The following is a 24,926-nucleotide window of genomic DNA, read 5'->3' as shown; positions in this document are numbered from 1 at the left end:
CGGTGCGGCGGAAATGGGGCCGGCGGTGGAGTGGCTGATCGCCGCCCTGTGCTCCGCCGCCGGCCACCCCCTAGGGCACTCAGCCCTTGGCGCTTGCCGCCGTGTGCAGGAGGTCCGCCAGCTCCTGGGGCGCCGAGAACATCGGCCAGTGCCCCGTGGCCATGTCGTAGCGGCGCCACGGCGCCCGGGTCAGGAACTCCAGGCCCGGAACGCCCGCATCCAGCGCGGTCCTGAGGTTGTGACAGGTGATCAGCACCTGGTCCACCTCGGGGCCCGCCCCGGTGGGAGCGGGCAGCGCCTGCTCGTACGTGCCGAACGGCTGGGCGGCGGAACGGGCGGCGATCGTGTCGAGCTGCTCCGCGTCGAGCCCGGCCAGCGCCCCCTCGTCGCTGAAGGTCTCCCACGGCAGGAACGGCAGGCGCCAGCCGTCGCCGCGCTCGGCGACCTCCCGGCGCATCAGGTCGGCCTTGTCCGGCGGGATCAGGTCGAGCACGCACTTGCCCTCGGGGAAGGGAGCGCTGTCGAGGTAGACCACGCGCTCCAGCCGCTCCCCGAGCCGGGCGGAGGCGCCGTGCGCGGGCGCGCCCGCGTAGCTGTGCGCGACCAGGGTAACGCCGTGCAGGTCGTGCTCCTCGACGTAGGAGGTGATGTCGCCGATGTGCGTCTCCAGGTCGGTCTCCGGCGACCCCTGCTCCGCGCGTTCGCCGAGGCCCGTCAGGGACAGCGGATGCACCTGGTGGCCGCGCTCGCGCAGCCCGGCGACGGTCTCCTCCCAGGCCCAGGCGCCCAGCCAGGCGCCCGGGACCAGTACGAATACGGACATGGGTGTCCCCTCTCCCACCGGCTCCCCCTGCGGAGAGCTGCTCGGTTCCCCTTGATTCAGTGAAACACCTTGCCCGCAGAAGCGCGTGACATATTGTCTGAGCGTCGGCTGGGACGGCAGGGAGAGGGACGTGCACCCGGCGAGGGAACGCATCGCGGCCGTGTTCGGGCGGAACAGCCAGGGGAGCGGTTATCTGCTGACGCCGAACGTGGTGCTGACGGCCGCGCACGTGGTGGGCGACTGCGACGCGCCCTGGGCGATCGTGCCGGGCGGCACCGGCCGGGTCCGCTGCCGGGTGGTGTGGGCGCGGGACGACAACCGGCGCTGCGACGCCGCGCTGCTCCTCGCCGAGCGGGACCTGGTGGGGGAGGAGGCCGCCGCCGCGTTCGAGCCGCTGGTCTGGGGCCGCTCCTACGACCTGCGGGCCTGGCCGGGAGCGCAGGCCGTGGGGTTTCCGGACGTCCAGCGGGACGCAGACGGGGAGTTGGACACCGAGCAGGTGCTCGGCGTGCTCAAGCCCGGCAGCAACGTCATCAGCGGGCGGCACGTGCTCGACAGCGACCACGGGGCCCCGGAGCCGCCCGGGGACGGCGGCACGCCGTGGGCGGGGATGTCCGGCGCCGCCGTCTTCGTGGAGGGGCTGCTGGCGGGCGTGGTCTGCGCGGACCCCGGCGGCTGGCGGCACGGCCGGCTGACGGTGACGCCCTCCGCGGCGCTCTGGGCGGACTTCAGATTCCTCCAGGAGTGCCTGCTGGCGGGCCACAAGCCCGAGTCGCGCTCGCTGGCCTCGCCGCGCCAGCTCGAACTGCTGGAATTCGAACGGCGGTTACGCGACTACGTCGTTGCCAAGTCCGGCGAGCTGACCATCATCGGCCTCACCCTGTCGGACGGCGACGGCGAGACCTGGCCGCTCGACGCCGCGTATCTCAGCCTGGAGCTGACGGGCGGGGCCCGGCCCCCGGTCGCGGAGGGCTTCGGGCTGCCCGGCGGCGACGCCGTCGCCCGGTCGGTGCCGTCGCCGCAGCGGGCCGAGGAGGCGCTGGCCGGGCACAAGCGGGTGCTGCTGCGGGGCGCGGCCGGATCGGGGAAGACCACACTGCTCCAGTGGCTGGCCACGATCACGGCACGCGGTGATCTGCCGCCCGGACTGGGCCACTTGAGCGGCTGCGTACCGCTGATGCTGCCGCTGCGGACGCTCATCCGGCGGGGCGAGCTGCCGCAGCCGGAGGAGTTCCTGGCCTCGGTGGCCGGCCCGCTGGCCGGGCTGCCCGCGGCGCAGGGCTGGGCGACGGCCCGGCTGGGCGAGGGCACGGCCCTGCTGCTCGTCGACGGCGTGGACGAGGTGCCCGAGGCCGACCGGCGCCGCACGCTCACCTGGCTCAAGGACCTGCTGGCCGCCTACCCCGACGCCCGTTGCGTGATCACGACCCGGCCCTCGGCGGTCCGGGAGGGCTGGCTCTCGGACGCGGGCTTCGCGGAGCTGGAGCTGCTGCCGATGAGCCGGAGCGACGTACTGGCGTTCATCGAGCGCTGGCACGACGCGGCGGGGCAGCGCCACGACAATCAACTCCGCACCTTCTGCGAGGCCCTGAGCACGGCCGTCGTCGCCAAGCGCGACCTGGGCCGCCTGGCCACCAACCCCCTGATGTGCGCACTGATCTGCGCCCTCAACCGCGCCCGCCGCGGATACCTGCCGCACGGCCGCATGGAGCTGTACCGCGCGGCACTGGACCTCCTGCTCATCCGGCGGGACCGCGAGCGGGAGATCGTGGTCGGCCTGGAGGGCCCGGAGCTGGAACAGGCGCAGACCGCGCTGCTCCAGAAGATCGCCTACTGGCTGATCCGCAACGGCCGTTCGGAGATCGAATGGCACAAGGCCGTGGAAATCCTGGAACGCGCGCTGCCGGCGATGCCGGCGGTGGCGGCGCGGGGCAGCGCGGAGCAGATCCTCCGCCACCTGGTGGTCCGCAGCGGCCTGCTCCGCCAGCCGACCAGCGGCACGCTCGACTTCATCCACCGCACCTTCCAGGACTACCTGGGCGCGCAGGCGGCGGTGGACGACTGGGACTTCGACGTACTGGTCAACCATGCCCACGACGACCAGTGGGAGGACGTCCTGCGCATGGCAGTGGGCCACGCCCCGCCACGGGCGAGGGCGGAGCTGCTGGGGATGCTCCTGGAGCGGGGAGAGAAGGAGGAGACCCACCGGGCCCGTCTCCATCTGCTGGCGGCGGCGTGCCTCGAGCATGCGACGGAGCTGGACCGGGAGGTGCGGACGCGGGTGGAGGCGGCTGCGGGGGAGTTGGTGCCGCCGCGGGATGTGGAGTCGGCCAAGGAGCTGGCGCGGGCGGGGAATGTGGTGCTGGATCTGCTGCCGGGGCCGGAGGGGCTGAGTGACGAGGTGGCTCATGCTGTGGTCGTCACGGCGACGACAGTCGCGGATGAGCAGGCGATACCGCTGCTGGCGCGGTACGCGGACCACCCGTCGCTGAAGGTCCGGGCACAGCTGGCGTGGGCCTGGGAACGCTTCGACACACAGCAGTACGCACAGGTGGTGATCGGCCGACTGGTCTACGAGAGCCTGGGCGAAGGCAGGCTCGAGTTCGTGGTGACGTCGAGCGAGGAGGTCGCGGCGCTCAAGCAGCTGGGAGGCAGGCCACGGATCCAGATCCGGGTGCCGCTGACCGCGGCGGACGTCGCCGAGCTGGACACCCCGGTCCTGACGGGCCTGAGCGTCCACTCCTACGACCCGTCCCAGGAACTGCTGCTGCCGTCCGGGCTCACCTACCTGAACATGATGGGCGACGACACCGGCGCGGTCCGGCTGGCCGGACTGCGTCACCACGCCCGCCTTGAGGTGGTCTTCCTCAACTGCCCCAACGCAGACCTGCGGAAGTACGGCCTGGAGACGCTTCCCCGGCTGAGGCATCTGGCCTGTCGGTCGATGGACCTGAGGTCGTTCGTCAAGGTCGCTCCCATGCCCCAGGTGAAGGAACTCTCCCTGAGCGGGCCGAGGGGTTTGGCCGGGCTGGCCCATGTGCCGGACGTCTTTCCGGGGCTCGAGTTGCTCACCGTCTTCGCCGGCAGGTTGCAGAGCGGGAGCGAGCCGCTCGACCTGGCGCACCTGCGGGGCATGGGATCGCTGAGGACGGTGAGGACCCGCTACCGCGGCCCGGTCGTCAACCGGGCAGCACTGGAGGGCGACTGCGAACTGGACATTGCGCCGCCACCCGAGCCGTGAGGCTTCGCCTCCGTGCGCGGGTGGGTGCACCTCGGGCCGTTACCGCGACGCCTCCGTGATCCGCCGGTCGATCTCCGCGTCCAGCCTCGCCTCCTCCTCCGGGCTCGGGTCGTAGCCGTTCCACTCGCGCAGCAACCGCCGCACATGTGCGTCTCGTTCGGCAGGGTCGGTCGGGAGGTCCGCATCAGCCATGGTTCCGCTCCCCTCGGCTCGCCCGGAACCTACCGGCGCACGCCCCCTCCCCGCCCCGGAAGCCGACAGACGTCACCCCGCCACCACATCCAGCCAAACCCCCCGCAGCTCCTCCGCCACCCCCACCGCCGTGATCGGCGCCTCGCCCAGCCGCCGGGCCGCCAGGCCGTGCAGGTACGCCCCCGCCGAGGCGGCGTCCCGGCCCTGCAGGCCCGCTGCCAGCAGCGAGCCCGTCAGGCCCGAGAGGACGTCGCCGCTGCCTGCCGTCGCCAGCCACGGGGTTCCCGTCGGGTTCACCCGTACCGGGTGGCCCGTCCGGGCTACCAGGGTCGTCGAGCCCTTCAGGAGGGCCGTCACGCCGAAGCGCTCCGCCAGTTCCCTTGCCGCCGCCAGGCGGGACGACTCGACCTCCTCGCGGGTCAGGCCCAGCAGCGCCGCCGCCTCCCCGGCGTGCGGGGTGAGGACCGTGGGGGCCCGGCGGGCCCGTACGGCCTGGGCGTCCAGGAAGCGCAGGCCGTCCGCGTCCACCAAGACCGGGACGTCGGAGGTGAGGACGTCCACCAGCGCCTGGCGGGCCTCCGGGCCGTCGCCCAGGCCGGGGCCGACCACCCACGCCTGCACCCGGCCCGCCTTCGCGGGCGGGCCCGCCGTCACCAGGGTCTCCGGGAAGCGTGCGATCACCGCGTCCACCGCCGGGCCCGCGTAGCGGACCGCGCCCGCGCCGCCGCTCAGGGCGCCCGCCACGGCCAGCACCGCGGCGCCCGGATAGCGGGCCGAGCCGGCCACCACGCCGACCACGCCCCGCCGGTACTTGTCGCTCTCGGCGTCCGGGCGGGGCAGCAGCGCCGCCACGTCCGCGTGCTGGAGCGCCTCCACGTCGGGCGTGTCCGGCAGCCAGGGCCCCAGCCCGATGTCCACCGGGCGCAGCGCCCCCGCGTACTCGCGTGCCGGGTCGACGAGGAGGCCCGGCTTGTACGTGCCGAAGGTCACCGTCGCGTCCGCCCGCACCGCGGCCCCCCGCACCTCGCCGGTGTCCGCGTCGACGCCGCTCGGCAGGTCGACGGCCACGATCGGCGCGCCCGCGTCCTCCGCGGCCCGGACCAGGGCCTCCGCGTCGGGCCGCAGGCCGCCCTTGCCGCCGATCCCGACGATGCCGTCGACCACCAGGTGCGCCCGCCGCACCGCCGCCTCGCCGTCCGGGCCGGCCACGGCCCGCCCGCCGGCCGCCCGCAGCGCCCGCAGCCCGCCCCCGTGCGCCCGCTCCGGCGCCAGGAGCACCGCCGTCACCCCGGTGCCGCGCCGCGCCAGCCGGGCGCCCGCGTACAGGGCGTCGCCGCCGTTGTCCCCGCTGCCCACCAGGAGCGCCACCCGGGCCCCGTACACCCGGCGTCCGAGCAGGTCGGCGCAGGCGGCGGCCAGCCCGGCGGCGGCGCGCTGCATCAGGGCGCCCTCGGGGAGCCGGGCCATGAGGGCCTGCTCCGCGGCCCGTACCGTGTCGACGCTGTAGCCAGTCCTCATGGGCCCAGCCTTCCCCACCGGCCCCGGATGTGACACCCGTGGGACACCACCCCGGGCCGTGGCCTGAGACACTGACGGGGATGAGTGAGACACCGATGCGCGCCCGAGCCGTGGTCGACCTGGCCGCCCTGCGGGCCAACGTACGTGCTCTGCGGGCTCGCGCCCCCCGGGCTCGGCTGATGGCCGTCGTGAAGGCCAATGCGTACGGGCACGGGGCGGTGCCCTGCGCCCGGGCGGCCCGGCAGGCCGGGGCGGAGTGGATCGGCACGGCCACCCCGGAGGAGGCGCTGGCGCTGCGCGCCGCGGGCGACACGGGCCGGCTGATGTGCTGGCTGTGGACGCCCGGCGGGCCCTGGCGGGAGGCCGTGGAGGCCGGCATCGACGTCTCCGTGAGCGGGCTGTGGGGCATCGACGAGGTCACCGAGGCCGTACGGGCCTGTGGTCGGCCCGCCCGCGTCCAGCTGAAGATCGACACGGGCCTGGGCCGCAACGGCTGCCAGCCGGGCGACTGGGAAGAGCTGGTCGCCGCCGCCCGCGAGGCGGAGCGCGCCGGGCTGATCACGGTCACGGGCGTGTGGTCGCACTTCGCCTGCGCGGACGAGCCGGGCCACCCCTCCATCCGGGCCCAGCTGGACGCCTTCAAGGAGGCCGTGGCCCACGCCGAGAGCCGGGGGCTGACCCCCGAGGTCCGGCACATCGCCAACTCCCCGGCCATGCTGACGCTCCCCGAGACCCACTTCGACCTGGTACGGACCGGGGTGGCGGTCTACGGCATATCCCCGGCCCCCGAGCTGGGCACCCCGGAGGAGCTGGGGCTCCGGCCGGTCATGACGCTGTCCGCGGCCCTGGCCTCGGTCAAGCGGGTGCCGGGCGGCCACGGCGTCTCGTACGGCCTCACGTACACGACGCCCGGCGAGACGACCCTCGCGCTCGTGCCCGTCGGCTACGCGGACGGCATCCCGCGCGCCGCCTCCGGCACCGGCCCGGTGCTGGTGGGGGGCAAGTGGCACACGGTGGCGGGGCGGGTCGCGATGGACCAGTTTGTGGTCGATCTGGGCGGCGACTCCGCGCAGGTCGGTGACGAGGTACTGCTGTTCGGCCCGGGTGACCGGGGCGAGCCGACGGCCGAGGACTGGGCGCGGGCGACCGGAACCATCGCCTATGAGGTGGTGACGCGCATCTCCGCGCGTGTGCCACGCGTCTATGTCGGAGAGGTAACCGGGGAAGTAACCGGAGAAGACCGGGAAAGCCACACCGAGAGCACCGGAAGCGACGACACGGGGGACGTGTAATGAGCGAGGGCGGCGCCGACAGTACGGGCACGGGAGTCACGGGAGTCTCGGGAGTCACGCGCATCGGGGCGGCCGCCTGGCGGCGCGGCGCGGGCGTCGCCGGAGCCGCGGTCGGGGTGGTCGCCGCCGGAGCCGCGGTCGGCGTGGCCGTCGAGCGGCTCACCGTGGGCCGCGGCATGCGCCGCAAGGCCCGGCTCGCCCTGGACGCGTCCGGCCCGTACGGGACGCTGCGCGGCAGGCCGGGCACGGCCACGGCCGAGGACGGCACCGAGCTGTACTACGAGGTGGACGAGGTCCAGGACGCCGGGGAGGCCGCGTCCGGCGGCCGCGTCTCCCGGCTCTTCGGGCGCCGGGCCGCGCCGCCCGTCACGGTCGTTTTCAGCCACGGCTACTGCCTCAGCCAGGACTCCTGGCACTTCCAGCGCGCCGCCCTGCGCGGCTCCGTGCGCACCGTCTTCTGGGACCAGCGCAGCCACGGCCGCTCCGGGCGCGGCAGGAACCGGGACGAGGGCGCGCCGGTCAGCGTCGACATGCTCGGCCGCGACCTCAAGGCCGTCATCGACGCCGCCGCCCCCGAGGGGCCGCTGGTGTTGGTGGGGCACTCGATGGGCGGCATGACGACCATGGCGCTGGCCGCCCAGTTCCCCGAGCTGATCGCCGAGCGCGTCGTCGGCGCGGCCTTCGTCTGCACCTCCTCGGGCAGGCTCTCCGAGGTGACGTACGGGCTTCCGGCCGCCGGGATGAACGTGATCCGGCGGGCCGTCTTCCCGGGCGCGTTCAAGCTGATGACGGCCCAGACCGAGCTGGTGGAGAAGGGCCGCCGGGCGACCGCCGACTTCATCGGCGGGATCGTCAAGCGCTACTCGTTCGGGTCGAAGGACGTGGACCCGGGGGTGGCCCGGTTCGCCGAGCGGCTGATCGAGGCGACGCCGGTGGACGTGGTCGCCGAGTTCTACCGGGTGTTCGACGAGCACGACAAGCGGGCGGCGCTGGCCGCCTTCGAGGGCCGTCCGGTGCTCGTCCTCGCGGGCGAGAAGGACATGGTCATCCCGGCCTCGCACAGCGAGGCCATCGCCGCGGCGCTGCCCGGGGCCGGGCTGGTGATCGTGCCCGGCACCGGGCACATGGTGATGCTGGAGCAGCCGGGCACGGTCGACGCGCACCTGGCCGAGCTGCTGGTGGCGGCCGGTGCCGAGGACGCGGGGGCGGTCCTGCGGCGGTGCGAGGGCCGTGCCGCCGGGGCGCAGCCGGGCAGCTGAGCCCCGTACCATCGGCGGATATGAACGCCCTGGACGACACCCCCGCCGCCCCGCTCGCACAGCTCACCGTCAAGTCCGCCGAGGACATGCGGGAGTTGGGCCGCAGGCTGGCGGCGCTGCTGCGCCCCGGCGACCTGGTGCTGCTCTCCGGCGAGCTGGGCGCGGGCAAGACCACGCTCACCCGGGGGCTGGGCGAGGGGCTCGGCGTGCGCGGCGCCGTGACCTCCCCCACGTTCGTCATCGCCCGGGTGCACCCGCCGCTGGGCGGGGGCCCCGCCCTGGTCCACGTCGACGCCTACCGGCTCTCGGGCGGGCTGGACGAGATGGAGGACCTGGACCTGGACGTCTCGCTGCCGGAGTCGGTGATCGTGGTGGAGTGGGGCGACGGCAAGGTCGAGGACCTGTCGGAGGACCGGCTCCGGGTCGTCATCGAGCGCGCGGTGGGGGAGGACGCACCGGCCGACGAGGCGGACGACGTCCGCACGGTGACGGTGACGGGCATCGGCGAGCGCTGGGCGGGGACGGACTTCGGGGCGCTGGGCTGAAATTCAGCCCGTCCGGCGTTTGAGGACCGGGGGTCCGGGGGCAGAGCCCCCGAGCCTCGCCTCGCGCACAGCGCGAGGGCTTGGGGGGCCGGGGGCTCTGCCCCCGGTTTCGGGAAGGGGCGGGACTGGGGAGAAACCACGTCCCGACAGTCCGTCGGCAAGATGTTGCGCCCGCGGCACCCCCCGTGGTCACATGGAGTGCGGAGACTCGGTTAGGTCTGCCTAACTAACCTGACAGGAGGCATTCATGTCGCCCCAAGAGCCGCCCCCTGCCACCCCGGTGAGCCGCCCCGAGCAGCAGTCGCAGTCGCTGCCCCAGTCGCCCCTGTCCATGCGCGATCTCCTCGCCGCCTGCGCCGCCGCAGAAGCCGTCTCCACCCCGCCCGCGGAGCCCGCCGCACCGGCGGAGGGGCCGGACGACGGGCCCGAGCCCCCGGAGGCCGGTCAGGCCGCCCGTGACGCGGCCTGACCCGGAGCCCGACGCCCGGGCTTAGCCCGAACGGGTGAGTCCTACGGAACGACCACGATCTTCGTGCCGTTCACCGCGAACTCCCACATCGCCCGGCCGTCCGCCGGCTTCTCCCGGATCGCCCCGGTCTTCTTCCCCGACGCCGGATCCGGCGAGGAGCCGTCCACCGCCGCGCTGAAGCCGAAGACGATCCCGGTCGCGTCCCGGTGGAAGATCACCACGTGCTCGACCGGCACCCCGTCCGAGCCGGTGATCGTCGCCGTGCGCGAGGTCACCGTGTAGTTCCCCGGCGGCGCGGGCACCGTGCTGGGCGCCACCTCGAAGGTCCGGGTGGCCTTGCCGTCGGCCCCCACCAGCCACACGCGCTTCTGCCCGAGCGCATAGACGACCCGCAGGCCCGCGCCGGAGCCCTCCGGCAGTGCGTCCGGGCTCTTGGCCTGGTCCTTGCCCGCCGCGTCGCCGGACGCGCCCTTGCCGCCGGCGTCCTTGCCCTGCTCCTTGCCCCGCGAGGCGTGCGCGGCAGGGCGGTCGGGCGCGGCGTCCGCCTGGTAGGCCAGGAAACCGACCCCCGCCAGCGCCGCCGCGGTGAGGGCGGCCACGATGGCTCCCGAACTGCTGCGTGCCACGCTGCGCACCCCTTCGTCCTCAGTCCTGCCGGCTACCCGCTCGTACGGCTTTGCGGCTGACCGTAGCACCCGGGCGTGCCCCCGCCGCGCCCCCGGCGGTGACCGGTGCGCGCACCGGACGCCCCATGGCGCGCCGTAGGCTTGTCACGTGCTGTTGCTCGCTCTGGATACCGCCACCCCCGCCGTCACCGTCGCCCTCCACGACGGCGACTCCGTCGTCGCCGAGTCCCACCAGGTCGACGCCCGTCGGCACGGCGAACTGCTGCTGCCCGCCGTGGACCGGGTGCTCGGCGAGGCGGGCACCACGCTCGACGCCGTGACCGGGATCGTCGTGGGCGTCGGCCCGGGCCCGTACACCGGCCTGCGCGTCGGCATCGTCACCGCCGCCACCTTCGGCGCCGCGCTCTCCGTCCCCGTCCACGGCCTGTGCACGCTGGACGGCATCGCGTACGCGGCCGGGCAGGCCGGGCTGGAGGGCGAGTTCGTGGTTGCGACGGACGCCCGCCGCAAGGAGGTGTACTGGGCGCGCTACACCGACGCCCGCACCCGCCTGACCGAGCCCGCCGTGGACCGCCCGGCGGAGATCGCCGAGCAGGTCGCCGGGCTCACCGCCGTCGGTGCGGGCGCCGTGCTCTACCCCGGCTCCTTCACGGACGTACGGGCCGACCTCCCGCAGCACCAGTCGGCGGCCGCGCTGGCCGCGCTCGCCGCGGAGAAGCTGCGGACGGGCGGGGAGTTCCTCCCGGACCAACCGCTGTACCTGCGCCGCCCGGACGCCCAGGTGCCCGCCAACTACAAGGTGGTCACACCCAAGTGACCGGGGCAGCCACCGCGGTGGGGATCCGCGAAATGCGCTGGTGGGACATCGGGCCGGTGCTGGAGCTGGAGCGCGCCCTCTTCCCGCACGACGCGTGGTCCAAGGGCCTCTTCTGGTCCGAGCTGGCGCACGCGCGCGGTGCGAAGGCCAACCGCCGCTACATCGTCGCGGAGACCGCCGCGGGCGACGAGGGCGAGGAGGGGGCGGGCCGCATCGTCGGCTACGCGGGCCTCGCCGCCATCGACCGCACGGGCGACGTCCAGACCATCGCCGTGGACCGCGAGCACTGGAGCACCGGCCTCGGCGCCCGGCTCCTCACCGAACTGCTGTCGACCGCCACCGCCTTCGAGTGCCAGGAGGTGCTGCTGGAGGTGCGCGTCGACAACACCCGCGCCCAGCGCCTCTACGAGCGCTTCGGCTTCGAGCCCGTGGGCGTGCGCCGCGGCTACTACCAGCCCGGCAACGTCGACGCGCTCGTCATGCGCCTCACCGACCCCACCATCGCAGTGCAAGGAATCACCCATGGCTCGCAAGGCTGACGAACCCCTCGTCCTCGGCATCGAGACCTCGTGCGACGAGACCGGCGTCGGCATCGTCCGCGGCCACACGCTGCTCGCCGACGCGGTCGCGTCCAGCGTCGACGAGCACGCCCGCTTCGGCGGGGTGGTCCCGGAGGTCGCCAGCCGGGCGCACCTGGAGGCCATGGTGCCCACGATCCAGCGTGCGCTGAAGGAGGCGGGGGTGAGCGCGAACGACCTGGACGGCATCGCGGTCACCGCGGGCCCCGGCCTCGCGGGCGCCCTGCTCGTCGGCGTCTCGGCGGCCAAGGCCTACGCCTACGCGCTGGGCAAGCCCCTCTACGGCGTCAACCACCTCGCCTCGCACATCTGCGTGGACCAGCTCGAGCACGGCGCGCTGCCCGAGCCGACGATGGCCCTGCTGGTCAGCGGCGGCCACTCGTCCCTGCTGCTGGCCCCGGACATCACCGCGGACGTCCGCCCGCTCGGCTCGACCATCGACGACGCGGCGGGCGAGGCCTTCGACAAGATCGCCCGGGTGCTGAACCTCGGCTTCCCCGGCGGCCCGGTCATCGACCGCTACGCCCGCGAGGGCGACCCGGACGCCATCCGCTTCCCGCGCGGCCTCACCGGCCCCCGCGACCCCATATACGACTTCTCCTTCTCCGGCCTCAAGACGGCCGTGGCCCGCTGGATCGAGGCCAAGCGCGCCGCGGGCGAGGACGTCCCGGTGGCGGACGTCGCGGCCTCCTTCCAGGAGGCGGTGGTGGACGTCCTGACCCGCAAGGCCGTCCGCGCCTGCAAGGACCACGGCGTCGACCACCTGATGATCGGCGGCGGCGTCGCGGCCAACACCCGCCTGCGCGCCATGGCCGAGCGCCGCTGCGAGGACGCGGGCATCACGCTGCGCGTGCCGCGCCCCAAGCTGTGCACGGACAACGGCGCGATGGTCGCCGCCCTCGGCGCCGAGATGGTGGCCCGCGGCCGCGCGGCGTCCTCGTGGGACCTGTCGGCGGACTCCTCGCTGCCGGTGACGGAGGCGCACGTGCCGGGCCACGACCATGACCACGACCACGGCGATAGGCACGGCCACGGCCACAATCACGACCACGTGCACGAGATGAGCAAGCAGAACCTCTACGAGTGAGGAGACTGCGGGCTAGGCGGGCCGCCCCAGCAGCATCGCCGGGGCGCCCGCGACGCGCGTCAGCACGATCACGCAGGAGTCCGGCCCCTCGAGCTTGAGCTTCCTGCGCAGCTCCTCGGGCTCGACCGCCGACCCCCGCTTCTTGATCACCGCCACGCCGATCCCGCGCTCCCGCACGATCGCCTTCAGCTTCTTCAGATTGAAGGGCAGCACGTCGGTGATCTCGTACGCCGACGCGTAGGGCGTCTCGCGCAGCTCGTCGCTCGTCACGTACGCGATCGTCTCGTCGATCAGCCCACCGTCGGCGAGCCCCGCCGCGACCTCGGCCACCAGGTGGGCGCGGATCACCGCGCCGTCGGGCTCGTAGAGGTAGCGGCCCACGGGGCGTACGGCCGGGTCGGGCAGGCCCTGCCCGGTCAGGGTGGCGCCCTCGGGCAGCAGCGTCGCCCGCCGCGCCCCGGGCTCCGTGCCGAACCACAGCACGGCCTCCTTCACATCGCCCCCGTCGGAGATCCACTCCGCCTCGGCGTCGTCGGGTACGGCCTCGTGGGGCACCCCCGGGGCGATCTTCAGGGCTGCGCGCGGGGCGGTGCGTGCCGCCCCGATCGCCCACGACAGCGGCGGCGAGTACGCCTCCGGGTCGAAGATCCGGCCCCGCCCGCCGCGCCGCGCCGGGTCGACGAACACAGCGTCGTACGAGGAGGCGTCGACCTCCGTCACATCGGCGCAGCGCACCTCGATGAGGTCGGACAGGCCCAGGGCCTCGGCGTTGGCACGGGCGACCTCGCAGGTCAGCGGGTCACGGTCGACGGCCAGGACCGAGATCCCGGCCCGCGCGAGGGCGATCGCGTCGCCGCCGTTGCCGCAGCACAGGTCGGCCAGGCGGCGCACCCCGAGCGCGGCGAACCGCTGCGCGCGGTGGGCCGCGACGGACGCGCGCGTGGCCTGCTCCACGCCGTTCGGGGTGAAGAACATGCGGTACGCGTCCTCCGCACCGAACTTCGCGACCGCCCGCTGCCGCAGCCGGGCCTGCCCGAGCGCCGCCGAGACCAGCTCGGCGGGGTGGTCGCGGCGCAGCCGGGTGGCCGTGGCGAGCTCCCGGGAGGGGTCGTAGTCGCGCAGGCCGTCGAGGAGGGCGCGGCCCTCGTCGGTGAGGAGCGCGGTGAAGGCGTCGGTCGCGGCGTCGGTCGTGGCGTCGTTCTCTTCGGGCACGTGCTCCATTCTCTCCTGCGCTCTCTTGCGGGCCGGCGCCCCACGCGGTGGACTGCCCTGGTGACGACGGTCGAGAAACGCACCCTGTACCTGGTCTGCTGCGCCGCCGCACCGGCCGTGCGCGTCGGCACCGGGGTCCGTGCCGCGCAGGCCGCTGGCTGGGACGTGTGCCTGGTCCTCACGCCCTACGCGCACCGCTGGCTGGAGGCCGAGGTACCGGCCCTCCGCGAGCTGACGGGCCACCCCGTGCGGCACGAGTACAAGCTCCCGGGCCAGCCGGACGTGCTGCCGCCGCCGGACGCGATCCTGGTCGCGCCCGCCACGTTCAACACGCTCAACAAGTGGGCCGCGGGCATCTCCGACACCCTGGCCCTGGGCCTGATCACCGAGGCGATCGGCCTGCGTCTGCCCATGGTCGCCCTACCCCACCTGGGCGCAGCCCAGGCCGCCCATCCGGCCCTGGCCGGCAGCGTGGCGTTCCTGCGGAAGGCGGGCGTGACGGTGCTGCTGGGGGAGGGGGAGGGGGCGTACGACCCGGAAGGGGGCGACAGGGTGGAGACGTACCCGTGGGCGGCGGCGGTGGCGGCGCTGGGTGCCGGGGGTGCCGAGGGGTTTTCTCCCCCACCCCGCCCCTTCCCGTAACCGGGGCTGCGCCCCGGCCCCCAAGTCCCCCCTCCGGGGGAAGGGAGCGGGGGCTGCGCTCCCTGCCCCCGCGGGCCCCTCGCGCTGCGCGCGGGGGCAAGGCTCGGCTACGCGGATCCGGCAGGGCCACGAAGGCCCCCTCGTGCTGCGGGGGGGGGGGCAAGGCTCGGGGGCTGCGCCTCCCGGTACCCGGCCCGTCGCGCTTCGCGCGCGGCGGGAGTCGGGGCTTCGCCCCGCAGACTCCCGTTACGGGGCAAGTCCCGGGCCCCCGGGGCAGGGAGCGGGGCTACGCCCCCTGCCACCGTGCGGGGGCAATTTCAGCCCCTCCGGCGTTTGAGGAGCGGGGGTCCGGGGGCGGAGCCCCCGGGTTTTGCCCCGCGCGCAGCGCGAGGGGTTGGGGCCACGGCCCCCGTTTCGCCCCCCCCCGAAATCCCCCCCGCAGCGCGAGGGGCCCGGGGCCTGGGGGCGCAGCCCTCAGTTTCGGGAAGGGGCGGGATCGGGGAAAGAAACCGCCCCCTCGCGCCCCCCAGCGCGAGTCTCGAACGCATGGACAAGAATCGTCCATGTGAGCCCGAACGCCCCCGCCCGCCGCGCGCACCGCACCGTCACCGCCGCCGCCCTCGCCTCCGTCACCGCCCTCCTGGCCGGCATCCTCACCGGATGCTCGGGCTCCTCCGGCGGCAGCCCCGAAAAGCCGCACAAGGCGGCCTCCGCGGCGCCCACGGCCGGGGCCGCGCAGTCCCGGTCCCAGTCCCCGTCGCCCGACGACTCGTACCGCCACTGGGGCCTCGACAAGCCCCTCGCCGCACCCCCGCCCCCGCCCGCCAAGAAGCTCACCGACGGGTTCACGAGCGGCAGTACCCCGCAGGTCGTCCGGCGGATACCCACCCAGGACAAGGTCGTCTTCGTGACCTTCGACGACGGGGCCGAGAAGGACCCGGAGTTCGTGAAGATGGCGAAGGACCTCAAGCTGCCGTTCACGATGTTCCTCACCGACAGCATCGCCCGCGCCGGCCGCGGCTACGGCTACTTCGACCAGCTCCGCGCCCTCGGCAACGGCATCGACAACCACACCCTCACCCACCCCAACCTCCGCACCCTCTCCGCCGACGCCCAGCGGCACGAGATATGCGGGGACCAGGACGCCCTGGAGAAGCGTCTCGGCAGCAAGCCCGCCCTGTTCCGGCCGCCCTACGGCAACTACAACGACCAGACCCTGGCGGCGGCCGGCAGCTGCGGGATCCGCGCGGTCGTGTTGTGGGAGGCCACGATGCAGATCAACGACATGCGTTACGCGGAGGGCGAGAAGCTGCGCCCCGGCGACATCATCCTCGCCCACTTCCGCGGTCCGGAGGAGCTGAAGGGCACCTCGATGACCCGCATGGTCACCAATATGCTGCGCAGCATCCAGGCCCAGGGCTTCACCGTCGCCCGCCTGGAGGACTACGTCTGAGACCGGCGCCGAGGCCCGGGCCCGAGTGCTGCGATCAAGATCCGGGAGCGCGCCGAGGACTACGTCCCGCCCCGCGGGGTATGCACGCTCCGCCGCGCGCTGAATTGGCACTCCGCTTGACCGAGTGCTAACCGCGTCATAGTCTCGGCTTCGTTGGCACTCTCCACCGGTGAGTGCCAAACACGGCGACGGGCAGATCCGGCACCCGCGACGACGGATCCACCAGGTCGCCACCTCAGACAGTTAACCCCGTGAGATCTCCGAAGGGGGAGGTCGGATCGTGACGACCGCCAGCTCCAAGGTTGCCATCAAGCCGCTCGAGGACCGCATTGTGGTCCAGCCGCTCGACGCCGAGCAGACCACGGCCTCTGGCCTGGTCATCCCGGACACCGCGAAGGAGAAGCCCCAGGAGGGCGTCGTCCTGGCCGTGGGCCCGGGCCGCTTCGAGGACGGCAACCGCCTGCCGCTCGACGTCCAGGTCGGCGACGTCGTGCTGTACAGCAAGTACGGCGGCACCGAGGTGAAGTACAACGGCGAGGAGTACCTCGTCCTCTCGGCTCGCGACGTCCTCGCGATCATCGAGAAGTAATTCACCCGAGCTTTCGAGCACAAGGCATCGAGCCTTCGAAGCTTCTGTTCTGCGCCCCTGGTACCCGCGTCCACTTCAGCCGGGCGCCCGGGGCGCAGTTCGTTTGAGAGAGATCGCGAGGATACGTAACCCATGGCCAAGACTCTGAAGTTCGACGAGGACGCCCGGCGCGCGCTCGAGCGCGGCGTCAACAAGCTCGCCGACACCGTGAAGGTCACCATCGGCCCCAAGGGCCGCAACGTCGTCATCGACAAGAAGTTCGGTGCCCCGACCATCACCAACGACGGTGTCACCATCGCGCGCGAGATCGAGCTCGACGATGCGTACGAGAACCTGGGCGCCCAGCTCGTCAAGGAGGTGGCGACCAAGACCAACGACATCGCGGGTGACGGCACCACCACCGCCACGGTGCTGGCCCAGGCGCTGGTCCGCGAGGGTCTGCGCAACGTCGCCGCCGGTGCCTCCCCGGCCGCCCTGAAGAAGGGCATCGACGCCGCCGTCAAGGCGATCTCGGACGACCTGCTGGCGACCGCCCGCCCGATCGACTCCAAGACCGACATCGCCGCCGTCGCCGCGCTGTCCGCGCAGGACAAGCAGGTCGGCGAGCTGATCGCCGAGGCGATGGACAAGGTCGGCAAGGACGGTGTCATCACCGTCGAGGAGTCCAACACCTTCGGCCTGGAGCTGGACTTCACCGAGGGCATGGCCTTCGACAAGGGTTACCTCTCGCCGTACATGGTGTCCGACCAGGAGCGCATGGAGGCCGTCCTCGACGACCCCTACATCCTGATCCACCAGGGCAAGATCTCCTCGATCCAGGACCTGCTGCCGCTGCTGGAGAAGGTCATCCAGGCCGGTGGCTCCAAGCCGCTGCTGATCATCGCCGAGGACGTCGAGGGCGAGGCCCTGTCGACCCTGGTCGTCAACAAGATCCGCGGCACCTTCAACGCCGTCGCCGTCAAGGCGCCCGGCTTCGGTGACCGCCGCAAGGCGATGCTCGGCGACATGGCCACCCTCACCGGTGCCACCGTCATCGCCGAGGAGGTCGGCCTCAAGCTCGAGCAGGCCGGTCTGGACGTGCTGGGCACCGCCCGCCGCGTGACCGTCACCAAGGACGACACGACCATCGTCGACGGCGGCGGCAACTCCGAGGACGTCGCGGGCCGCGTCGCCCAGATCAAGGCCGAGATCGAGACCACCGACTCGGACTGGGACCGCGAGAAGCTCCAGGAGCGCCTCGCCAAGCTCGCCGGCGGCGTCTGCGTGATCCGCGTGGGTGCGGCCACCGAGGTCGAGCTGAAGGAGAAGAAGCACCGTCTGGAGGACGCCATCTCCGCGACCCGCGCCGCGGTCGAGGAGGGCATCGTCTCCGGTGGTGGCTCCGCGCTCGTCCACGCCGCCAAGGTGCTGGACGGCGGTCTGGACAAGGAGGGTGACGAGGCCACCGGTGTCTCCGTCGTCCGCCGCGCCGTCGTCGAGCCGCTGCGCTGGATCGCCGAGAACGCCGGCCTCGAGGGCTACGTCATCACCTCCAAGGTGGCGGAGCTGGAGAAGGGCCAGGGCTTCAACGCCGCGACCGGCGAGTACGGCGACCTGGTGAAGGCCGGCGTCATCGACCCGGTCAAGGTCACCCGCTCGGCGCTGGAGAACGCCGCGTCCATCGCCTCCCTGCTGCTCACGACCGAGACCCTGGTCGTCGAGAAGAAGGAAGAGGAGGCCGCCGAGGCCGGTCACGGCCACGGTCACGGCCACGCGCACTGACGCCTGACGCGCCTGACGCCTGACGCGCCCGGAGCCCGGCCCTCCCCCCAGGGGAGGCGCCGGGCTCCGGCCGTTTCCGGATCGTCGGTCGGGCCCGTCGGTAGGGCCCGTCAGTCCGGATCGTCAGTACGACGCGTCAGTCAGTACAACGCGTCAGTACGAAGCATCATTACGAAGCGTCAGTTCGGGCCGAACCTGCGCCCCGTCGTGGCGCTCGCGCGCGAGACCGCCCGGCGCGGCGCCAGCTTCATCAGGCCGGTCAGCGCCTTGTAACGGGGATCCGGGACGGAGAGCGACTTGCCGCGCGCCAGGTCCTTCAGCGCCGCCTCCACCAGCTTGTCCGCGTCCAGCCACATCCAGCCGGGCACGTTGTCCACCCCCATGCCGGCCCGCTGGTGGAACTCCGTGCGGACGAATCCCGGGCACAGCGCCATGAGCCGCACCCCGCTGCCCGCCAGATCCCGCGCCGCGCCCTGCGTGAACTGCACCACCCACGCCTTGCTCGCCCCGTACGTGCCGCGCGGCACGAAGGCGGCCACGGAGGCGACGTTGACGACCCCACCGCGTCTGCGCTCGCGCATGCTCGCCGCCGCGGCCGACGTCAGCCGCAGCACCGCCTCGCAGTGCACCTTGAGCATCGTCAGCTCGTCGGCCATCGGGACCTCGAGGTAGCGGCCGCGGTTGCCGAAACCGGCGTTGTTGACCAGCAGATCCACCGGGTTCTTGCGGTCCGCGAGACGGGCCTCGACGGCCGCGATGCCCTCCTCCTCCGACAGGTCGGCGCGGAGCACCTCCACCTCCACCCGGTGGCGGTCGTGGAGTTCGGTCGCCTGTTCGCTCAGCCGCTTCTCGTCGCGGGCCACGATGACCAGATCGTGTCCCTCGGCCGCCAGCCGCCGTGCGAAGGCCGCGCCGATGCCGGCCGTGGCTCCCGTGATCAGTGCAGTCGTCATACGGGAACGTTAGTGCCCGGCGCCGCCCGGTGAAGTCCGTCCCACCCCTCCGGTCGCTCCTCCGGGGGCTGTGCGGACGCCTTCTGACGCTCTCCGTACGCCTCGGCCTTCTCCCGCAGCCGCGCGGGCAGCGCGTCCCCGGCCGCCAGCAGGCCGGGCAGCAGGTCCCGTTCGGTCGTCAGGGCCCGGAAGGCGACGGAGATGCTGACCTCGTGACCGGGGCGGTGGACGACCGCGATGGGGTCTCCTGCCCGTATTTGCCCGGGTTCGAGGACGCGCAGATACGCGCCCGGCGCCGCCTCCTGGGTGAACCTGCGTACCCAGCCCTGCTCGCCCAGCCAGTCGGCGAAGGTGCGGCAGGGGACGCGCGGCGCGGTGACCTCGAGCAGCAGATCCGTACCTATGCGCCAACGCTCGCCGATGCGCGCGCCGTTGACATCCAGTCCGCTGGTGGTGAGGTTCTCCCCGAACGAGCCGTTGGGCAGGGCGCGGCCCAGCTCCCGCTCCCAGCGGTCGAGGTCCTCGCGCGCGAAGGCGTACACCGCCTGATCGTCGCCGCCGTGGTGGCGGAGGTTGAGGATGGTGTCGCCGGCCACGCCGCTGCCGGCCGTGCCCGCGGGGCCGGGGCTCGCCACGGCCACCGGCCCGTCGACCGGGCGCTTGTCGATGCCCGTGTCGAGGCCGTCGGTGAACGCGCCCGCCGTGCCCGCGCGGTCGTCGGCCGTGCGGGGGCGGCCGGCATTGACGGAGATCAGGTGCATGGGTCGAGGGTAGTCGCCGGATCTCAAAGCGGCGAGCGATTATTTCGCGCCCGCTCCAAGGTGGGCTTATGCTCGGCATATGATCGAGGCTCGTCATCTCAGGGTGCTGCGCGCCGTCGCCGCCACCGGTTCCTTCTCCGCCGCGGCCCGCGAGCTGGGCTGCACCCAGCCCGCCGTCAGCCAGCAGATGAAGGCCCTGGAGCAGTCCACGGGCACGCCGCTGCTGGTGCGCACGGGCCGGGAGATGCGGCTGACCGAGGCGGGCGAGGCCCTGGTGCGGCACGCCACCGGAATCCTGGCCGGGCTGACCGCCGCCGAGGAGGAGATCGCGGCGATCGCCGGGCTGCGCGCGGGCCGGGTGCGGCTCGTCTCCTTCCCCAGCGGCAGCTCCACGCTGGTGCCGACCGCGCTCGCGGAGATGCGGGCCGCCCACCCGGGCACCCAGATCTCCCTGGTCGAGGCCGAGCCGCCGCGCTCGGTGGAGATGCTGCGCGAGGGCGACTGCGAGATCGCGCTGGCCTTCCGCTACCCCGACGTGCGCGGCGCGGACCCGGCCGCCGCCGCGGAGTGGGACGACCTGGTCGTACGGCCGCTGCTGACGGACCGGCTCATCGGTGTGGTGCCCGAGGGGCACCGGCTGGCCGGGGCGGAGCGGATCGGGATCGGCGAGCTGGAGCTGGAGCCGTGGATCGCGGGCTGCCCGCGCTGCCGGCGGCACCTGGTGGAGGTCTGCGAGAGCGCGGGCTTCACGCCGCGCATCGACTTCGCGACGGACGACTACGTGGCGGTGTTCGGGCTGGTGGGCGCGGGGCTCGGGGTGGCCGTGATGCCCGAGCTGGCGCTGGAGTCGGTGCGGCCCAAGGGGGCGCGGACGGTGCCGGTGGAGCCGGTCGTGCAGCGCGAGATCGTGGCGCTCACGCTTCCGGACCTGGCCCGGGTGCCGGCGGTCGGGGCCATGCTGGACCGGCTCGCGGAGGCGGCGCGCCGCTGAGCGGGAGACCCCCGGGCCCCCGGGGCCCGCAGGGCGGGGGACCCCCGGGCGGAGCGTGCTGCGCAGGGGTGCGACGGCGCGCGGGGGGCGCGGGCGGGGATCCGGCGGGGTCGGTCAAAACGTTTCTTCAACCGTGCACGAAGCGACCGGGGCGCTCAGGCGGTCATCGCGCCCGCGCCCGCGCCGCTCGCGGAGATGGCCCGGTGCCGGGCACGCCCCATGAGTTCCTCGCGTTCGTCCTCGGTGAGGCCGCCCCACACGCCGTAGGGCTCCCGCACCGCCAGCGCGTGCGCCGCGCACTCGGCGCGTACCGGGCAGCGCATGCACACCTCCTTCGCGGAGGTCTCGCGGGCGCTGCGGGCGGCGCCGCGCTCACCCTCGGGGTGGAAGAAGAGAGAGCTGTCGACCCCTCGGCACGCCGCCAGGAGCTGCCAGTCCCAGAGGTCGGCGTTGGGACCGGGAAGGCGGGAGAAATCTGCCATTGCTTGTCCCCTCGAAGCGATGCGAATCGATACGAAGCGTCGAAGCGTTCCGTGCGGTGCCCAGGTCCGCACGTCTGCTATCTGAGCAGATGAAAATATGACTCATTGCGAATCTAGCCACAGATGGCAGCAAATGGGAAGAAAAACAGGTCCGACTGGGCAAATGGGGCATAGCTTGGCCGGTGGAGCGGGCGCCCCCTGTGCGCCCTGCTCCGTGTCCGCGCCCTCACGTAGAGTGCCGAACACGGCCGACCGAGCCCGTAACTCTTTCGGGTGACCGTCGTTGAGAGTGCGGAGGCGGTTGACGCGTGAAGCAGTCGGGCGGGTGGCAGGTGCCCGAGCGTCGTCGACCGCACAGGTGACGATCAGTACCAGCCTCTGGAGGCTCAAGGTGACGCGCATCAGCTGCGGAGGGCGGCCATGACATCCGTCCTCGTCTGCGACGACTCCCCGCTTGCCCGAGAAGCGCTCCGTCGCGCGGTGGCGACCGTGCCCGGCGTCGAGCGCGTGACGACGGCGGCCAACGGCGAGGAAGTCCTCCGCCGCTGGGGCGCCGATCGTTCGGACCTCATTCTGATGGACGTACGCATGCCCGGCCTCGGCGGTGTGGAGACCGTGCGCCGGCTGCTGTCCGCCGACCCCGGCGCCCGCATCATCATGCTCACCGTGGCCGAGGACCTGGACGGGGTCGCGCTCGCGGTCGCCGCCGGGGCGCGCGGCTATCTGCACAAGGACGCCTCCCGCGCCGAGCTGCGGGCCACCGTGACCCAGGCGCTCGCCGACCCCACGTGGCGGCTCGCCCCGCGGCGGCTGCGGTCGGCGGAGATGGGCGCCGCGCCCACGCTCACCGCCCGGGAGATCCAGGTGCTCGAGGGCATGAGCCACGGCCGGTCCAACGCGGAGATCGGCCGGGAGCTGTTCCTCTCGGAGGACACCGTCAAGACCCACGCCCGCCGGCTGTTCAAGAAGCTGGGCGCCTCGGACCGGGCGCACGCGGTGGCGCTCGGCTTCCGCTGGGGTCTGGTCCGCTAGGCACGACCGGGGCAGCTCGGGCGGCGTGACCGTGCAGCGAAGCGGGGGACCGAGGGACCCCGCCCGCCGGGGAGCGGGCGGGGCGGAGCGTTGTGCGCCCCGGTGCGGCGGTCGCCGCTTCCGGCCCCGCTGCACGTTTCCCGCGCGCTGCCGCATCCTTGGAGTATGGAGTTCCTCGGGGACGGCTCGGGCAGGCGTGATGGGAGGGCGCGGGACATGACCGCCGGCGCACCCGCTCATAACGCTTCGGTGCACAACTACGGATGCGGTGCCGCGGAGGATGCGGCGCCAAGGCACCATGGACCGATGCGCGACGACGACACGACAGCCATTGGCGCGCTCGTCGCCCGCGCCGTCGAGGGTGACCGGCGGGCCACTCACGACCTGCTCGCCCTGGTGCACCCGCTCGCCCTGCGCTACTGCCGCACACGGCTGTCGCGACTTCCGGGCGACGCCCGCCACTTCGTCGACGACCTGGCCCAGGAGGTCTGCCTCGCGGTGCTGTGCGCGCTGCCGCGCTACCGCGACACGGGGCGGCCCTTCGAGGCGTTCGTCGTGGCCATCGCCGCGCACAAGGTCGCCGACCTGCAGCGCGCCGCCATGCGCCATCCGGGCAGCACGGCCGTGCCCTCCGACGAGATGCCGGAGCAGCCCGACGACTCCCTCGGCCCGGAGGAGCGCGCGCTCCTCAGCAGCGATGCGGAGTGGGCCAAGAAACTGCTCGCCAGCCTTCCGGAGAACCAGCGGGAGCTGCTGCTGCTGCGCGTCGCCGTGGGGCTGACGGCGGAGGAGACCGGACAGATGCTGGGCATGTCGCCCGGCGCCGTGCGGGTCGCCCAGCACCGGGCGCTCAGCCGGCTGCGGGCGCTCGCCGAGCAGTGAGCACCAAGCGAACACAAGGAGGCATGCCGTGTCCTCGGCGTTCCCAGGGCCCGTCGGCAGCCCCTCTTGTGCGAATCTCCAAGTGACGAGTGACTCAGTCGTCGTGGAATGGGACACCCGTGACGGCCGTTAGCATGGGAGTCCTCGCCGAGGCAAGACCATTTGGGAAGGTGTCATGACTGACAACGTCGACGGAATGCCCGGGAAATTCGCGATGCTCGGTCTGACATATGACGACGTCCTGCTGCTGCCGGGCGCCTCCGAGGTCCTGCCGAACGCCGTGGACACCTCGTCCCGGGTCTCGCGCAACGTCCGGGTCAACATCCCGCTGCTGTCCGCCGCCATGGACAAGGTGACCGAGGCGCGCATGGCGATCGCCATGGCCCGCCAGGGCGGCGCGGGCGTGCTGCACCGCAATCTCTCCATCGAGGACCAGGCCAACCAGGTCGACCTGGTCAAGCGCTCGGAGTCCGGCATGGTCTCCGACCCGATCACCGTCCGCCCGGACGCCACCCTCGCCGACGCGGACGCGCTCTGCGCCAAGTTCCGCATCAGCGGTGTGCCGGTCACCGACGCGGCGGGCAAGCTGCTCGGCATCGTCACCAACCGCGACATGGCCTTCGAGCTGGACCGCCGCCGCGCGGTGCGCGAGATCATGACCCCCATGCCGCTGGTCACGGGCAAGGTGGGCATCTCCGGCGAGGACGCGATCGAGCTGCTCCGCCGCCACAAGATCGAGAAGCTGCCGTTGGTGGACGACGCCGGCGTGCTCAAGGGCCTGATCACGGTCAAGGACTTCGTCAAGGCCGAGAAGTACCCGAACGCCGCCAAGGACTCCGAGGGCCGCCTGGTCGTCGGTGCCGCGGTCGGCGTCGGCGACGAGGCCTACGAGCGCGCCCAGGCCCTTGTCGAGGCCGGTGCCGACTTCCTGGTCGTCGACAGCGCCCACGGCCACAGCCGGGGCATCCTCGACATGATCGCCAAGGTCAAGTCCAACATCAACGTCGACGTCGTCGGCGGCAACGTCGCCACCCGCGACGGTGCCCAGGCGCTGATCGACGCGGGCGTGGACGGCGTCAAGGTCGGCGTCGGCCCCGGCTCCATCTGCACCACCCGCGTCGTCGCCGGCATCGGCGTCCCGCAGGTCACGGCCATCTACGAGGCCGCCCAGGCGTGCCACGCGGCGGGTGTGCCGCTGATCGGCGACGGCGGCCTGCAGTACTCCGGCGACATCGCCAAGGCGATCGCCGCCGGTGCCGACACGGTGATGCTCGGCTCGCTGCTGGCGGGCTGCGAGGAGTCGCCGGGCGAGATGGTCTTCATCAACGGCAAGCAGTTCAAGTCCTACCGGGGCATGGGCTCCCTGGGCGCGATGCAGTCGCGCGGCCAGGCCCGCTCGTTCTCGAAGGACCGCTACTTCCAGGACAACGTCCTCTCCGAGGACAAGCTGGTGCCCGAGGGCATCGAGGGCCAGGTCCCCTACCGGGGCCCGCTGGCCTCGGTCGCCCACCAGCTCATCGGCGGCCTGCGCGCCTCCATGGGCTACGTCGGCTCGGCGGACATCCAGGAGCTGAAGGACAAGGGCCGCTTCGTCCGCATCACCTCGGCGGGCCTGAAGGAGAGCCACCCGCACGACATCCAGATGACCGTGGAAGCGCCTAACTACTCCCGCCGGTAGTAGTACGTGTTTCAAGAAGCCCGCGGCAGTACAGGCCGCGGGC

General features: G+C 73.2%; 24 protein-coding genes. 16 read left to right on the top strand and 8 right to left on the bottom strand.

Going from position 1 to position 24,926, the window contains the following annotated elements; genetic code table 11:
- Positions 1-79 precede the first annotated feature (79 nt).
- Positions 80-823, bottom strand: a complete 744-nt coding sequence (locus AC1Z4A_RS13510) for an alpha/beta fold hydrolase (protein ID WP_483678672.1) — start codon at positions 821-823, stop codon at positions 80-82.
- Between the two features lie 130 nt (positions 824-953).
- Here AC1Z4A_RS13510 and AC1Z4A_RS13505 point away from each other — a divergent pair, with 130 nt between their 5' ends.
- Entirely contained in the window at positions 954-4,064 is a 3,111-nt protein-coding gene (locus AC1Z4A_RS13505) for an NACHT domain-containing protein (RefSeq protein ID WP_483678671.1), read from the top strand.
- A gap of 39 nt (positions 4,065-4,103) precedes the next feature.
- On the opposite strand, the gene AC1Z4A_RS13500 is transcribed toward AC1Z4A_RS13505, so the two are convergent.
- Both AC1Z4A_RS13500 and AC1Z4A_RS13495 read right to left on the bottom strand, forming a co-directional pair.
- A complete protein-coding gene (locus tag AC1Z4A_RS13500; RefSeq protein WP_483678670.1) occupies positions 4,104-4,256 on the bottom strand; it encodes a hypothetical protein in 153 nt (50 codons plus the stop codon).
- A gap of 72 nt (positions 4,257-4,328) precedes the next feature.
- Positions 4,329-5,774, bottom strand: coding sequence for an NAD(P)H-hydrate dehydratase (locus tag AC1Z4A_RS13495; RefSeq protein ID WP_483678669.1), 1,446 nt, complete (start codon positions 5,772-5,774; stop codon positions 4,329-4,331).
- Positions 5,775-5,854: 80 nt separating this feature from the next.
- Between AC1Z4A_RS13495 and alr the strand changes: the two genes are divergently transcribed.
- The 4 genes from alr to AC1Z4A_RS13475 all read left to right on the top strand — a co-directional run bounded on the left by alr (position 5,855) and on the right by AC1Z4A_RS13475 (position 9,339).
- The gene (gene alr / locus AC1Z4A_RS13490; protein WP_483678668.1) at positions 5,855-7,066 is read left to right on the top strand and encodes an alanine racemase; all 1,212 of its coding nucleotides are present in this window, start codon (positions 5,855-5,857) and stop codon (positions 7,064-7,066) included.
- Entirely contained in the window at positions 7,066-8,325 is a 1,260-nt protein-coding gene (locus AC1Z4A_RS13485) for an alpha/beta fold hydrolase (RefSeq protein WP_483678667.1), read from the top strand. Before alr ends, AC1Z4A_RS13485 begins: the two co-directional genes overlap by 1 nt.
- A gap of 20 nt (positions 8,326-8,345) precedes the next feature.
- Entirely contained in the window at positions 8,346-8,870 is a 525-nt protein-coding gene (gene tsaE / locus AC1Z4A_RS13480) for a tRNA (adenosine(37)-N6)-threonylcarbamoyltransferase complex ATPase subunit type 1 TsaE (RefSeq protein WP_483678666.1), read from the top strand.
- Between the two features lie 247 nt (positions 8,871-9,117).
- Positions 9,118-9,339, top strand: a complete 222-nt coding sequence (locus AC1Z4A_RS13475; RefSeq protein WP_483678665.1) for a hypothetical protein — start codon at positions 9,118-9,120, stop codon at positions 9,337-9,339.
- A 41-nt stretch (positions 9,340-9,380) separates the two neighbouring features.
- Here the strand turns inward: AC1Z4A_RS13475 and AC1Z4A_RS13470 are convergent, their stop codons facing one another.
- Positions 9,381-9,965 carry a hypothetical protein gene (locus tag AC1Z4A_RS13470; protein WP_483678663.1) on the bottom strand — a complete coding sequence of 195 codons (585 nt, stop codon included), beginning with the start codon at positions 9,963-9,965 and terminating at the stop codon, positions 9,381-9,383.
- Between the two features lie 148 nt (positions 9,966-10,113).
- Here AC1Z4A_RS13470 and tsaB point away from each other — a divergent pair, with 148 nt between their 5' ends.
- Genes tsaB through tsaD form a run of 3 tightly spaced genes read left to right on the top strand, consistent with a single transcriptional unit; the run spans position 10,114 to position 12,447 of the window.
- On the top strand, positions 10,114-10,782 hold the full coding sequence (gene tsaB / locus AC1Z4A_RS13465) for a tRNA (adenosine(37)-N6)-threonylcarbamoyltransferase complex dimerization subunit type 1 TsaB (RefSeq protein ID WP_483678662.1): 669 nt from the start codon (positions 10,114-10,116) through the stop codon (positions 10,780-10,782).
- 32 nt (positions 10,783-10,814) lie between these two features.
- Positions 10,815-11,321 (top strand): ribosomal protein S18-alanine N-acetyltransferase, encoded by a 507-nt coding sequence (gene rimI, locus AC1Z4A_RS13460; protein ID WP_483683584.1) that lies wholly within the window; start codon positions 10,815-10,817, stop codon positions 11,319-11,321.
- Complete coding sequence (tsaD, locus tag AC1Z4A_RS13455) at positions 11,305-12,447, top strand: tRNA (adenosine(37)-N6)-threonylcarbamoyltransferase complex transferase subunit TsaD (protein WP_483678661.1); 1,143 nt, start codon at positions 11,305-11,307, stop codon at positions 12,445-12,447. The genes rimI and tsaD overlap by 17 nt, the downstream gene beginning before the upstream one ends.
- A 12-nt stretch (positions 12,448-12,459) precedes the next feature.
- Here tsaD and AC1Z4A_RS13450 read toward each other — a convergent pair whose 3' ends face one another.
- Positions 12,460-13,668 (bottom strand): THUMP-like domain-containing protein, encoded by a 1,209-nt coding sequence (locus tag AC1Z4A_RS13450; RefSeq protein ID WP_483678659.1) that lies wholly within the window; start codon positions 13,666-13,668, stop codon positions 12,460-12,462.
- 51 nt (positions 13,669-13,719) lie between these two features.
- Between AC1Z4A_RS13450 and AC1Z4A_RS13445 the strand changes: the two genes are divergently transcribed.
- From AC1Z4A_RS13445 to groL, 4 genes are all read left to right on the top strand, one after another.
- Entirely contained in the window at positions 13,720-14,301 is a 582-nt protein-coding gene (locus AC1Z4A_RS13445; RefSeq protein WP_483678657.1) for a flavoprotein, read from the top strand.
- Positions 14,302-14,866: 565 nt separating this feature from the next.
- A complete protein-coding gene (locus AC1Z4A_RS13440) occupies positions 14,867-15,754 on the top strand; it encodes a polysaccharide deacetylase family protein (protein WP_483678656.1) in 888 nt (295 codons plus the stop codon).
- A 280-nt stretch (positions 15,755-16,034) separates the two neighbouring features.
- On the top strand, positions 16,035-16,343 hold the full coding sequence (groES, locus tag AC1Z4A_RS13435) for a co-chaperone GroES (RefSeq protein WP_336008224.1): 309 nt from the start codon (positions 16,035-16,037) through the stop codon (positions 16,341-16,343).
- Between the two features lie 132 nt (positions 16,344-16,475).
- Positions 16,476-18,104, top strand: a complete 1,629-nt coding sequence (groL, locus tag AC1Z4A_RS13430; RefSeq protein WP_483678655.1) for a chaperonin GroEL — start codon at positions 16,476-16,478, stop codon at positions 18,102-18,104.
- 179 nt (positions 18,105-18,283) lie between these two features.
- Here the strand turns inward: groL and AC1Z4A_RS13425 are convergent, their stop codons facing one another.
- The gene (locus AC1Z4A_RS13425) at positions 18,284-19,057 is read right to left on the bottom strand and encodes an SDR family NAD(P)-dependent oxidoreductase (RefSeq protein WP_483678654.1); all 774 of its coding nucleotides are present in this window, start codon (positions 19,055-19,057) and stop codon (positions 18,284-18,286) included.
- Positions 19,054-19,818, bottom strand: a complete 765-nt coding sequence (locus AC1Z4A_RS13420) for an MOSC domain-containing protein (protein WP_483678653.1) — start codon at positions 19,816-19,818, stop codon at positions 19,054-19,056. The genes AC1Z4A_RS13425 and AC1Z4A_RS13420 overlap by 4 nt, the downstream gene beginning before the upstream one ends.
- 79 nt (positions 19,819-19,897) lie before the next feature.
- On the opposite strand from AC1Z4A_RS13420, the gene AC1Z4A_RS13415 reads away from it, so the two are divergent.
- Positions 19,898-20,809 (top strand): LysR family transcriptional regulator, encoded by a 912-nt coding sequence (locus AC1Z4A_RS13415; protein ID WP_483678651.1) that lies wholly within the window; start codon positions 19,898-19,900, stop codon positions 20,807-20,809.
- A 155-nt stretch (positions 20,810-20,964) separates the two neighbouring features.
- On the opposite strand, the gene AC1Z4A_RS13410 is transcribed toward AC1Z4A_RS13415, so the two are convergent.
- Positions 20,965-21,291, bottom strand: coding sequence for a WhiB family transcriptional regulator (locus AC1Z4A_RS13410; RefSeq protein ID WP_483678650.1), 327 nt, complete (start codon positions 21,289-21,291; stop codon positions 20,965-20,967).
- A 420-nt stretch (positions 21,292-21,711) separates the two neighbouring features.
- Here AC1Z4A_RS13410 and AC1Z4A_RS13405 point away from each other — a divergent pair, with 420 nt between their 5' ends.
- The 3 genes from AC1Z4A_RS13405 (at position 21,712) to guaB (ending at position 24,883) form a co-directional block, all read left to right on the top strand.
- Entirely contained in the window at positions 21,712-22,323 is a 612-nt protein-coding gene (locus AC1Z4A_RS13405; RefSeq protein ID WP_003948568.1) for a response regulator transcription factor, read from the top strand.
- Positions 22,324-22,629: 306 nt separating this feature from the next.
- On the top strand, positions 22,630-23,205 hold the full coding sequence (locus AC1Z4A_RS13400; RefSeq protein WP_483678611.1) for a sigma-70 family RNA polymerase sigma factor: 576 nt from the start codon (positions 22,630-22,632) through the stop codon (positions 23,203-23,205).
- A gap of 175 nt (positions 23,206-23,380) precedes the next feature.
- The gene (gene guaB / locus AC1Z4A_RS13395; protein ID WP_483678609.1) at positions 23,381-24,883 is read left to right on the top strand and encodes an IMP dehydrogenase; all 1,503 of its coding nucleotides are present in this window, start codon (positions 23,381-23,383) and stop codon (positions 24,881-24,883) included.
- Positions 24,884-24,926: the final 43 nt, after the last annotated feature.

This window comes from Streptomyces sp. 17_S59 (assembly GCF_056930295.1).
The sequence above is the reverse complement of the archived record's forward strand: the minus strand, read 5'-3'. Positions and strand labels throughout refer to the sequence as shown.